Origin of the sequence: Corallococcus exercitus (genome assembly GCF_003611585.1) — a bacterium.
GTDB lineage: Bacteria > Myxococcota > Myxococcia > Myxococcales > Myxococcaceae > Corallococcus > Corallococcus exercitus.
Window position 1 is genome coordinate 1 of sequence record NZ_RAVW01000321.1, and the last position, 11,605, is coordinate 11,605.

An 11,605-nucleotide genomic window follows, 5' to 3' on the forward strand; every position below is an offset into this window, starting at 1 on the left:
CCTCCCCCCTCGCTGGGACGCCGCCGGCCGCCCCGGCGCCCCGGGCGCCACGCCTCCCGTGGGCCCGGTGGAGACGGGGCTCCTGGCCCAGCTGGCCCCGACCGTGGTGCCCCAGGTGCACTGGCTGCCCGGGGGTGGCGCGGTGCGGATCCTCGAGGGGGCCCCCGGCTCCGGGGAGGGCGCGCATTCCACGGTCGTCTTCCTCCACGGGCGTGGGAACGCGGCGACCCACTGGTTCCCGTACCTGACGGCGTTGGCCCGACACCACCGGGTGCTGGCCCTGGACCTGCCCGGCTTCGGACAGTCCACCCCGGCGGAGGTGCGCGTGCGGTCCGCGGAGGACGCGGTGCGCTTCTTCACTGGTCCAGTGGAGGAGGCCCTGGGGATGCTGGCGCCGGGGCCGGTGTCCGTGGTCGGCCACTCGCTGGGCGGACTGGTGGCGCTGGAGCTGGCGCTGCGCGGCACGGTACCGGTGGAGCGACTGGTGCTGGTGGACGCGATGGGGCTGGGGCCGGAGATGCCACGGGCGTCGCGCCTCTTCTTCCGCGCGGGGCCGGAGCGGCTGGCGCGCAACCTGGGGCCCTGGGCGATGGCGCGGATGCTGCCGCCCCCGCCGACGCCGCTGGGAGAGAAGCTGGGACAGCTGGGCTACGAGCTGTTGAGCGTGCCCGGCGGAAGGCCCGAAGCCACGCAGGCCTTCAACGCGCTGGTGCCGCTGACGGGCCCGGTGTTCCACCGCCGCGAACGGCTGGGCGAGGTGAAGGTCCCCGTGCTGCTCGTCTGGGGTGAGCGCGACGAGACGCTGCCCGTCTCCCTGGCGGACGAGGCCGCGCGAGGGTTTCCCCAGGCCCGGGTGCTGCGCGTGGACTGCGGACACAGTCCGCAGTTGGAGCATCCCGAGCGCGTGCTCCCCGAGCTGAAGGCCTTCCTGGGCGCGGAGCCCTCCGGCCATTGAGCAGGACCCGCGTCCCCGGCGTCACCTGAACCGGGTACAGTCCTCCGCCGTGCCGAAAGACTTCCTCGACTTGGAGGCGACGCCGGAGCGGTTGCATGCGCTGGCGGACGCCGGAATCCTGGCCCCGGACGCGTACGGGCGCGCGCTGCACCTGGCGGTCGCCACGCCCGCCCGGCCCGCGTGGCGCGCGTTCCTGTCCACGACGCTGATGGCGCTGGGCTCGCTGCTGGTGCTGGCGGGCGTGGTGTACTTCTTCGCCTTCAACTGGGCGGAGCTGGGGCGCTTCTCGAAGCTGGGCCTGGTGTCGCTGGGCATCGCCGGCGCGGCCGTGGGCGCATGGCGGCTGGGCGAGCGGCCCGCGGGACAGTTCGCGCTGCTCGCGGCCGCGGTGCTCGTGGGGCCGCTGCTCGCCGTGTACGGGCAGGCGTACCAGACGGGCGCGGATCCGTATGAGCTGTTCATCGGCTGGGGCGTGCTCATCCTGCCGTGGGTGGCGCTGGCGCGCTTCACGCCGCTGTGGATGCTCCAGCTGGTGCTCGTCAACACGGGCGTCATCCTCTTCTGGGGCCAGCGCATGGGGCGCTTCGGCTCGCACGAGGAGCAGCTGGCGCTGGTGCTGGGGCTGCTCAACGGGTTCGCCTGGGCCACCTACGAGCACTTCGCCAACCAGAAGGTGTCCTGGCTCCGGGGGCGGTGGATGCCCCGCCTGCTGTCACTCATGGCGCTGGGTCCGCTGGTCGGCCTGGGCATCCTGTTCATCGTCAGCAAGGACGACCGCTCGCTCGTCGTCGGCGCGTCGCTGCCGCTGGTGATTGGGGGGCTCGTCGCCATCTATGCCCTGCACCGGCACCTGCACGGCGAGCTGTTCCTGCTCACCGTGGGCGCGCTGTGCGCCATCACGCTCGTCACCACGGCGGTGGGCTACTTCCTCATGGAGGTGACGCACGCCGAGGAGCTGACCCTCTTCATCCTGCCCCTGGTGCTCATTGGCGAGGTGGGCCTGGCGGTGTACTGGCTGCGCCACGAGTCGCAGGCCACGGGCGTTTCGGAGGAGACCTGATCATGGCCCTGCGACCGACGATTCAAGACGTGCTGGCGGGGCTCAAGGCCGAGGGCCACGTGGACGCGGAGGTGGACGCGCGCGCCCGCACGGCCCTGGAGATCCGGCAGAAGACCCTGGGCGCCTCGCCCTGGTTCGTGAAGGCGCTGGCGGGTGCGGGCGCGTGGATGGCCGCCGCCTTCATGCTCAGCTTCTTCGCCTGCGTGGGGCTGTGGAAGGAGGAGGCGGCGCTCACCGGCCTGGGGCTCGCGCTGACGGTGGCGTCGGTGTTCCTGCGCCGCAACACCCGGGGGCCCTTCATGGAGCAGCTCGCGCTGGCGCTGTGCCTGTCCGGCGTGGGCGCGTTCCTGACGGGGCTGGGGACGCTGGACCAGGGCACCCTCACCCTCGCGTTCACCGGCATGGTGGTGTGCATCGCGCTGCTCGCCACGTTCCCGGACCTCATCCTCTACTTCCTGGCGACCGTGGGGCTCTGCGTGTCCGTCGCCGTGCTGGCGCTCGAGGCCGTGGGGGGCGCTGCGGTGGACGTGTGGATGCTCGTGTGCGCGGCGGCGCTCTGTGGCGTCCTGCTCTTCGAGCCCCAGCTGCGGCGCGGTCAGCTGGGCGCCCGCGTGGGGCCCATCGCCTTCGCGCTCGCGTGCGCCGTGCCCGGATGGCTGCTGTTCCGCAGCTATGAGAACTCCCAGGAGGGCTTCCACTACCTCTTCCACTTCGAAAGCAGGTTCGTACCGAGCGCGTATCTCTCCATCGTGCTCGCGCTCCTCGCGGGGGTGACGGGATGGCGGGTGCTGCGGGAGCTGGGACAGGAGCACGAGAAGCGCGTCTGGATTCCGGCGGTCTGCGCGCTCGTGCTGCTCACGGTGATGACGCTGAACACGCCGGGCGTGCTCGTGGCGGCGCTGATGCTGACGCTCGGCTTCCACCGCCGCAGCCGCGTGATGCTGGGGCTGGCGGTGGCGTTCCTGCTGACGTTCGGCGCGTACTACTACTACGACCTGCACATCACGCTGCTGGCCAAGGCGCTCGCGCTCGTGGGCAGCGGACTGGTGCTGCTGGGGGTGCGGCAGTTCTTCCTGCGGCGTGAATCCGCCGTGCTCGCGGAGGCCCGATGAAACGCGGCGCCGTCATCTTCGGAGGGCTCGCGCTGGTGTTCGTCGCGCTCGCCTTCCTCGTCGTGCAGAAGGAGACCGTGCTCGCGAGAGGGCAGCCGGTGCTGCTGCGACTGGCCCCGGTGGATCCACGCTCGCTCATCCAGGGCGACTACATGGTGCTCGACTACGCCATCAACCAGGGCTGGCGCGAGGGCCGCGAGCAGCCCCAGGAGGACGGCAACGTGGTGGTCCGCCTGGACGAGCACAACGTAGGGGAGTTCGTGCGCTACGAGACGCCGGGCACCCCGCTCGCGCCCGGCGAGGTGCGCGTGCGCTTCCGCATTCGCAACTCACAGATGCGCCTGGGCGCGGAGGCCTTCTTCTTCCAGGAGGGCCACGCGGAGCGCTACGCGAACGCGCGCTTCGGCGAGCTGCGCGTGATGGACAACGGCACCAGCGTGCTCGTGGGCCTGCGCGACGAGAACTACCAGCCGCTGGGCAGCGCCATCCACTGAAGGCCCCATGCGCGCCCCGGCTTCCCGGGGCGCGCCGTCGCGTCAGTCCGCGTCCTCGTTCTCCAGCAGGTCGGAGAAGGGCGAGCCCTCCTCGCCCAGCGCCTTGTAGAGGACGTCCACCTTCTCCAGCTCGCGCTTGAGCGCCTTGTGGTGGTTGCGGTTCTTCACCAGGCTCTCGCGGCCCAGCAGGCGGAAGGCCTCGTCGCGGCCCACCTGACGGATGGCCAGGCCCAGCACCAGCCCGCGGAAGCCGTCCGCGTAGTCCAGGTCCAGCGGCCCTCCGCGCCTGCGCGCCTCGCCGACGAAGGCCTGCGCTGCGGCCCGCAGCGCCTCCGGCAGCGGACGGCCCCCGGGGGATTGCTCGTAGTCCAGCGCGCGGGCCACGTGCTTCTCCTGCAACACGAGGTCGCCCGTGCCGCCCGCGTGCTCCACCATCGCCAGCGTGTACGCACGCCGCACGATGTTGTCGAGCTGCCGCAGGTTGCCCGGCCAGGTGCTGGTGGTCAGCAGCAGCTCCGCCTCCGGCGCCAGCCGCGCGGAGCCGTCCGGCAGCCGCTCGCGGTGACGGCGGTTCACCATGTACCGCGCCCAGAGGGGAATCTCGTCCTGCCGGTCCTGCAGGGGCGGCATGCGCACCGGCAGCACGTTCACGCGGTAGTACAGGTCCTCGCGGAAGCGCCCGGCGCGCACCTGCGCGTGCAGGTCCGCGTTGGTGCCGATGATGAAGCGCACGTCCGCGAGCTTCTCGCCGGTGCCCTCGCCCAGCGGCCGGTAGCTGCGCGACTCCAGGAGGTGCAGCAGGCCCGCCTGCGCCTTCAGCGACAGCTTGTCGATTTCGTCGATGAACAGCGTGCCGCCGTCCGAGCGGGCCACCACGCCCGGCGCGTCGCGCACCGCGCCGGTGAAGGCGCCCTTCTTCCAGCCGAAGAGCTCCGCCATCTGGAGGTCCTCCGGCACCGTCACCAGGTCCAGCGTCTCGAAGGGCTTGCCCCGGCGGCCGGAGCGCTCATGGCACCAGCGCGCCAGGCGCGACTTGCCCGCGCCCGTGGCACCGCTCACGAGGATGGTCTCGTCCTGGAGCGCGAAGGTCCGCAGGATGGGCAGGAGTTCCGCCATGGAGCGGCCCACCACGGGGAGGAACTCGTCCACCTCCGGCGTGGCCACCGGCCGCTGCGGCAGCGCGGTGAGGTACGGCGCGGCGATGTCCGTGAGCAGCTGGAGCAAATCACCCGCGTCGCGCCAGACGAACTCCTGGCCCATGGCGGCGAGGCAGTCCGCCTCCAGGGAGATCATGCCCTCCATGCCCGCGGGCGTGCGCAGGGGCAGCACGCACACGTGCGTCGCGTGGCGGCCCAGGAAGCGCTGCTTGCTCTCGTTGCTGTGGAAGCCCGCGAGGCCCGGGTCGCCCGTCACCGGCGCGTCCGGCGCGTGCGGCTGCACCGTGCCGATGTTCACGTCGATGGACACCGCGCACCGGTGCTCCACCACCGCGCGCCACGCCGTGGCGGAGGTGAAGAAGGGCGTCCCGACGCCCGCGTCCGTGACCTCGCGCGCGCCCACGTCCAGCGCCGCCAGCCGTCGGTACGCCTCTCCGGGACGCAGGTGGACGATGCCGCGCAGGACCCGGGCCCGGCCCGCATAACGGCTGGACGCCACCGCGGCGTCCGCCACGGCCAGCATCCGGCGCAACGTCGCCGCCGCCGCGGTTTCGAAATCCCTGGAATCCCTGAGCGCAGCCATGAGCTGCGCCAACTCGTCTTGCATCCCCTCGCCTCCCGTGCGGAAGCCGCGCCACCGCCGACCGGCGAAGCCGTCCAGAAAACAGACGCGGACTCTATCGGAGATAACGGGGAGGTGCGGATTCAGATGGAGAGCGCGGAAGGAGCGGCCCCTCCTTCCGCGCTCCGGGTGCATCTGGATGCGGTACACGCCGTTGCCGGCGTATGGCCAGACGCTATTGCGGATGTCGTGCCAAGAGGAAAGCCCAGTGATTTCGCGGATTCCCGAGCATCTCCCCGCCACGCCTGCGTCCCATTGGAACGCAGACGCGTCCTGACGGAACGCAGAGCTCGCACCGTTTGAGTTCCAATGCCTGTCTTCCCGCGCCTCCCGAACAGGCAGGCAGCCGGGTCATTCCATACCAGTCATGGAAAATGGGGCAGGTTCCAGCCGAGCCAGACGCTGACCATGCGCAGCGCGAAGCAGGCGACGCCGCCCACCAGGGCCATGGTGCGCGAGGGCAGTCCCAGACGCTGGCCCCCCACCATGACGAGCGCTCCGGTCATCGCCGCCACGGCGTAGATGTCCGCGCGCAGCACGGTGGGCACGTGGGTGAGGAAGAGGTCGCGCAGGGTGCCGCCGCCGGAGCCGGTGATGGCGGCCATGAGCACGGCCATCAGCGGACGCAGGCCGAAGTCCAGCGCCTTGCGGGCCCCGGCGATGGCGAACAGCGACAGCCCCGCGGCGTCCAGCGTGAGGAGCAGCAGGGGCGGCACGTGCGTCACGAAGCGGTGGAGGAAGAGCACCGTCGCGCCGCCCGCGAAGGCGACCAGCGCGTAGCGCTCATCCCGGATGGAGTTGGGCGGCGTCGCGCCGATGAGCAGGTCGCGGATGATGCCGCCGCCCAGCGCCGTGGCGAACGACAGGACCAGGACGCCCAGCGGATCCAACCCGCCCGCGATGGCCGCGATGGCGCCCTCCACCGCGAAGACGTAGGTGCCAGCGAAGTCGAGCCCCAGGAGCAGCCGCGCCTCGCGGCCGTTGGTGCGCGCCCGTGTCCCCACCGCCGTGGAGGGTTCCATGCCGGCGACGCTAGCACTCGCGCGTCAGAGGCCCACGTCACTGCGCGGGCGCTCCATCCAGCGAACGACAGCGCGCGTGTCAGGCCTCGGAAGCAGCGTCCGGTCTGAGGACGAAGACGCGGTCCAGGCGCGGGCTGCCGCGCCCCACGGGCGAGTCCAGGTCGTAGTCGAAGTCGAACGTGGCCGCGACGCGCAGGCCCGACTTGCGGAACAGGCGCTTCACCTGGGCCTCGTCGTACGTGCGGAAGTACCACGTCGTCTCGATGAGCCAGTCCTTGCCGGGGCCGGTGACGCGCAGCCGGTTGCGCATGGGTGAGCGGCGCAGGCGCTTCTCGGGCAGGCCCTCGTGCGTGTTGCACACGACCTTGTCCTTGCCCACCTGCCCCACCCAGCGCTCGTGCTCCGGGCCGGAGCGCGCGTAGTCCGTGAGGTGGAAGCCCAGCACGTAGATGCCGTCCGGCTTGAGCAGGCGCCGGGTGCCCGTGAGGTGCTCCACCGCGGCCTTCTCGCTGTCCAGGTAGCGGAAGGTGGAGACCAGCGTGTGCGCCAGGTCCACGCGGCCCTCCAGCGCCGGGTCGAAGAAGTCCTCCATGCGCGCCTGGGACAGCTTCACGCGGCGGCGCTCGGCGGGGGACAGCCGCTTGCGCGCGTGCGCGAGCATGGCCTCCGACAAGTCATAGCCCGCGACCTTCAGGCCCCGGCCCGCGGCCTCCGCCACCAGCCGGCCCGCGCCGCACGCGGGCTCCAGCCACTGGTTGCCACCGGTGCCGTAGCGCCGGCTCAGCGCCTGGAGGAAGTCCGCCTCGCGCACGGTGTCCGTGCCGAAGATGGCCTCGTAGTACTCCGGGTGCTCGTACCAGTCCTTGCGTCGTTCCATGGTGCCTTCAGTGCTCCGTGTGTCCCAGGACGCGCGCGAGCACGAACATCACCAGCAACCCGGCTGCCAATGCCACCAGGTTGCGTCCGGGCTTGTCCCGCCCGTGCTTGTTCACGTGCGGCAGCAGGTCCGACACGGCGATGTAGAGGAAGGTGCCGGCGGAGAAGGCCAGGGCCTTGGGCGCCAGCGATTCGAAGCTCAGCACCGCGTCGAAGCCGAAGTAGAGCACCGCGCCCACCGGCACCATCAGGCCGTACAGCGCGGTGTACGCCAGGATGGTGCCGCGCTTCTTGCCCTCCGCCTGGAGGATGGACGCGAGCGACAGCGACGAGGGCACCTTGTGCGCGGTGATGGCCAACAGCGCCATGGCGCCCACGCCCTCCTTCACCGAGGAGCCCAGCGCGATGCCGTCGAAGAGCGTGTGCGTGGACAGGCCCAGGAACGCGCTGAGGCCCAGCGCATGTCCGTGCACGTGCTCCGCGCAGTCCGGCGGTTCCTCGCAGGTGTGGGCGACAAGGTAGCGCTCCAGCACCAGCACGAAGAGAAACCCCATGGGTACGAGCGCGAAGGCCCACCAGCCGCCGCCCTCGTACGCCTCCGGGAGCATGTGGAAGAAGGCCGCGCCGAACATCACGCCCGCCGCGAAGGCGAGGAACGTCACGAGCCGCGTGGACCGGTCATTGAAGATGACCACGCCCGCGCCGGCCAGCGCGCTCAACACGACGATGAAGGAATACAGGAAGACTTCGGCCACGACCGGCGACATGGGGCGCGCACCCTACTCCCAAAACGCCGCCGTCAGTAACTTCGCACCACGAGCACTTCCACCCGCCCCGGCTTCACCTCCACCTCGTGCGTGGTGGGCCGGCCCGGGGCATCCACCTGGACGGTGTGTTTTCCCGGAGGAAGCCGGAAGCGCGCCACCTGGAACTCCGCCGGCAGTGAAAGCCAGGAGCGCAGGTCGGCCTGGTTGCCCGCGTTGAGCACCAGGAAGGCGAGCACGCCCAGCTCCTTGCTCTTCGTGAGCGCGCCCACGCCCGCGGCCACGCCCGCCTTCGCCACCGCACCCGCGAGCTGCTTCGCCAGCATGCGGCCGATGCGGTCGTTCAGGTGCACCTGGGCCACGCGCGACAGCGACGTCACCGTCACCGCCTGCGCCGCCTTCCCCTCCACCAACACACGCACCGGCGGTGTGCCGCCGCGGTCCCGGTACACGGGCACTTCAATCAGGTCCCCGGAGTCGCCGTAGTCGCGCGACGCGCGCTCCTTCTGGGGCGACAGGCCCGCCTCCACCACCACGACGAGCTGGCCGTCGCCCGGGCCCAGCGGGTCGTGCGCCACGTCCGGGAACTTCTGGGACAGGGACTCGTAGGCGTCGTCGCGGCCCGTCTTCTTCGCCAGCCGCAAGAGCGGCTCCACCAGTCCGCCCAGCCGGGGCTCCAGCTCGTACGCCTTCATGTAGTCGATGAAGGCAGAGTCCCAGTCGTGCTGGTCCTCGTACAGCACGCCGCCCAGGTAGCGCGCGATGGCGAGCTGTTCGTACGGCTTCTTCTCCTCGATGATCATCTTCTCGATGCGCTCGTTGACGCGGCGGACCTCCACGAGCGCGTCCTCGTCCCGGCCCAGCTCCGTGTAGTTGAGCGCCTGGAGGACGGAGATCATCAGCTTCTCGAAGTCCTCCCCCCGGTAGGCGCGGCGCCGCTCGTTGCTGAGCAGCACCCCGGCCTCTTCACTCACGGAGGTGATGTCCAGCTGGGAGCTGAGGTCATCCGCCTGCGCGAGCACCTTCGTGCTCTCCTCCCACTGCCCGGACGCGTGCAGCACCATGCCCCTGTCCAGCAGCAACAGGAGCTGGTCGCGCTCGGGGGCTTCCTTCTGCGCGCCGTCCAGCTCACGCAGCGCGCGCGGATAGTCGGAGGACTGGTACGCGGAGCGCGCGGAGGCCGTGCGCGCCACGTAGTCGCTGGCGCAACCCGAGCCCAGCAGGCCCAGGGCCAGGATGAACAGCAGGCCCCAACGCGCCGCCGGGGAGGCGGAGACACGCGGGGCCTGGGATGCGATGTCGAGGAGGTTGGACACGGCGGACGGCTACCAGCTCACGCCCTGCTTCTCGAACTTCTTGCGGATCTGCTTCTCGTCCGTCCACGCCAGCGTTCCGGTGCGCACGTCGTTCAGCTTCGCCGTCATCTTGTAATAGACGAGCTTGTCGCGGCCGACCTCCTGGATGATGGACGCGAGGTCGCCCGTCATCAGGAAGTCCACCGACGCCTGCTGGCCCGGGGCCTTGGCGGCGTTCGGGTTCACGTAGCCGGACTGCTGGTACTCGTACTCCTCCGCGATGTCCTGGCGCGCGGCCTGGTCCACCAGGGCGAAGCGGCCCGTCTGTGCGAGCGCCGTTTGGATCTTGTCCGCCAGCGAGCGCATGTCGATGTGCTCACTGGTGCTGTTGCGCAGCTTGCCCACGAGGACGATGGGCAGGGGCTGGCCCTGCGGCGGGGCCTGCACGAAGCGCGGAGAGCTGGCGAGCGACTCGGCCATCTTCTTCGCGATGAGCTGCAGGTCGTTCTCGTTGAAGCGGTCCCCCAGCATCTCGATGGTGTTGGGGTCCTCGTAGGTACCGCGCGTGAAGGCGCGGGGGCCTCCGCAGCCGGCGAGCGACACGGCGACGAGGGCGGAGAGCAACAGGCGGCGGGTGTTCATGGTCGGGTCGACTCCTAGTTCCATTCGCATTCGAAGCGGCTGCCTTCGAAGTTCCACTTGTAGGCAAGCACCGCGTCGCGGCGGTAGCCGGCCGTCAGCCGGCAGAGGCTCTGCAGCGAGGCGCGCGGATAGTCGAAGGTGTACGTCTGCGCCTTCGCGCGCTCCTGCGGGGTGAGCTGCGAGGGGTGCGTGAGCGTGGGGCTGGCGCTGGCGGCCACCATCACGCGGTGCGCGCCGTACGTCTTGAGCGGCACGTGGCCCGCGAGCTGGATGCGGCGCACCGTGCGCGCCACCATGATGTCGCTGCGGTCCACCATGGTCTCGTGGCTGTTGCGGCGCTGCAGCAGCTCCGGGAGGTTCGCGGAGAACACGCGGGTGATGTCCCCGTCGTCCACGAAGAAGTAGAGGAAGGCCTCGCGCGCGGTGCGGCTCTCCCCGGTGAAGTCCAGCGTCACCAGGATGTCCAGCTGCCGGTTGGGCGCCAGGCCGTGGCGCGACACCGCCGCCAGCACCGTCTTGTCCACGCCCGCCTTCTTCAGGCGGATGAGGCCGTCCGCGCTCGCGTCGCAGGCGCAGCGGCGCTCTTCAATCATCTTCACCAGCTGCGCGGGCTCGAAGCCGGCCTGGGACAGCTTGGTCAGCTCCTCGTCGGTGAGCGGAAGCTGGTCCGACCGCTCATAGATGCGCGGCAGCTGGTTCGGGTCCCACTGGATGATGTTGTAGGTCTGCACGTCCCCGGACGGGAACGGCAGTGACACGGACGGCGCGGCGGCGCGGGGCGCCTGGGCCGTGGTCAACGCGACAGCGGCGGCGAGCAGTTGAGCGATCATGGCGTGCGTTCAGAACCGGTATCCGACGTTCATGAACAACCGGTTCGTGACTCCTCCTCCCCCGATGGGGATGTCCGGCGAGTAGTGCAGGCCCATGAGCACGCGGTCGCGGCGGTCCAGGTAGAGCTCCGCGCCCACCTGCGGCGACAGGGCGAACCGCAGGCCCTCGCCCTCGGGGATGACGATGGCGCCCGCCTTGAGGCCGAGCGTGAAGGACACCGGCCAGCCCCAGCTGCGGAAGGTGGGGCCCACGTTGCCGATGAAGCGCCCGCCGTCGAAGACGTAGCCGCCGCTGACGTCCAGGCGGTACCAGTCATCGCCCCAGAGGGACACGGTGGCGCCCACGAACAGCGGCGGGCCTTCCGGCGCGCCCACGGGGTTCTCCTGGGAGTTGATGGCCGCGCCCCAGTCGAACTGGAGCGACACGCCCCGGCGGGTGTCGCCGTAATAGCCGCCCTTGCCGCACTCCGACTCCTCGGGCCCGTCGGTGCGGCCCTGCTCCTGGGCGCTCGCGGTGAGCGGCGCGGCGACGGCCAGGAGCGCCAGGGCTCCGCACAACGTGACAGGACGCATCATCTGTTGAACTCCCAAGCGTGGGTGCGACTGCTCTTACGCGCGTCATACGTCGCGACGGGCGCCATATTCATCGTGCGACGAGCATCCGTGCAAGCGGCTGTTCTTCCTGGCGCCCTTCCCCTTCAGGCCCGCGGCTCCGGGGCGCCCTGGGCAGCGTCCTGGCCGTCCTTGGAGCTGCCTCTGATACACATCTCCGAGCC

The 11,605-nt window shown here is 70.8% G+C and carries 12 protein-coding genes; 4 read left to right on the top strand and 8 right to left on the bottom strand.

Annotated elements, in window-relative coordinates; genetic code table 11:
• Positions 1-58: 58 nt before the first annotated feature.
• From D7W79_RS30395 to D7W79_RS30410, 4 genes are read left to right on the top strand one after another with little or no spacing between them, the layout of a single operon-like run.
• A complete protein-coding gene (locus tag D7W79_RS30395) occupies positions 59-955 on the top strand; it encodes an alpha/beta fold hydrolase (protein ID WP_120528885.1) in 897 nt (298 codons plus the stop codon).
• Positions 956-1,004: 49 nt separating this feature from the next.
• A complete protein-coding gene (locus D7W79_RS30400) occupies positions 1,005-2,015 on the top strand; it encodes a DUF2157 domain-containing protein (RefSeq protein WP_120528874.1) in 1,011 nt (336 codons plus the stop codon).
• A 2-nt stretch (positions 2,016-2,017) separates the two neighbouring features.
• Positions 2,018-3,127, top strand: a complete 1,110-nt coding sequence (locus D7W79_RS30405) for a DUF4401 domain-containing protein (protein WP_120528875.1) — start codon at positions 2,018-2,020, stop codon at positions 3,125-3,127.
• Positions 3,124-3,621 carry a GDYXXLXY domain-containing protein gene (locus D7W79_RS30410; RefSeq protein WP_120528876.1) on the top strand — a complete coding sequence of 166 codons (498 nt, stop codon included), beginning with the start codon at positions 3,124-3,126 and terminating at the stop codon, positions 3,619-3,621. The genes D7W79_RS30405 and D7W79_RS30410 overlap by 4 nt, the downstream gene beginning before the upstream one ends.
• 42 nt (positions 3,622-3,663) lie before the next feature.
• On the opposite strand, the gene D7W79_RS30415 is transcribed toward D7W79_RS30410, so the two are convergent.
• The 8 genes from D7W79_RS30415 to D7W79_RS30450 form a co-directional block, all read right to left on the bottom strand.
• The gene (locus tag D7W79_RS30415) at positions 3,664-5,385 is read right to left on the bottom strand and encodes a sigma-54-dependent transcriptional regulator (protein WP_120528877.1); all 1,722 of its coding nucleotides are present in this window, start codon (positions 5,383-5,385) and stop codon (positions 3,664-3,666) included.
• 380 nt (positions 5,386-5,765) lie between these two features.
• Positions 5,766-6,422 (bottom strand): trimeric intracellular cation channel family protein, encoded by a 657-nt coding sequence (locus tag D7W79_RS30420; RefSeq protein WP_120528878.1) that lies wholly within the window; start codon positions 6,420-6,422, stop codon positions 5,766-5,768.
• 79 nt (positions 6,423-6,501) lie between these two features.
• The gene (locus tag D7W79_RS30425; protein WP_120528879.1) at positions 6,502-7,299 is read right to left on the bottom strand and encodes a class I SAM-dependent methyltransferase; all 798 of its coding nucleotides are present in this window, start codon (positions 7,297-7,299) and stop codon (positions 6,502-6,504) included.
• Between the two features lie 7 nt (positions 7,300-7,306).
• A complete protein-coding gene (locus D7W79_RS30430) occupies positions 7,307-8,065 on the bottom strand; it encodes a ZIP family metal transporter (RefSeq protein ID WP_120528880.1) in 759 nt (252 codons plus the stop codon).
• Positions 8,066-8,097: 32 nt separating this feature from the next.
• Positions 8,098-9,378, bottom strand: coding sequence for a COG3014 family protein (locus tag D7W79_RS30435; protein WP_120528881.1), 1,281 nt, complete (start codon positions 9,376-9,378; stop codon positions 8,098-8,100).
• A gap of 9 nt (positions 9,379-9,387) precedes the next feature.
• On the bottom strand, positions 9,388-9,999 hold the full coding sequence (lpoB, locus tag D7W79_RS30440) for a penicillin-binding protein activator LpoB (RefSeq protein WP_120528882.1): 612 nt from the start codon (positions 9,997-9,999) through the stop codon (positions 9,388-9,390).
• 14 nt (positions 10,000-10,013) lie between these two features.
• Positions 10,014-10,829 carry a hypothetical protein gene (locus D7W79_RS30445; RefSeq protein ID WP_120528883.1) on the bottom strand — a complete coding sequence of 272 codons (816 nt, stop codon included), beginning with the start codon at positions 10,827-10,829 and terminating at the stop codon, positions 10,014-10,016.
• A 9-nt stretch (positions 10,830-10,838) separates the two neighbouring features.
• Entirely contained in the window at positions 10,839-11,405 is a 567-nt protein-coding gene (locus tag D7W79_RS30450; RefSeq protein ID WP_120528884.1) for a hypothetical protein, read from the bottom strand.
• Positions 11,406-11,605 lie beyond the last annotated feature (200 nt).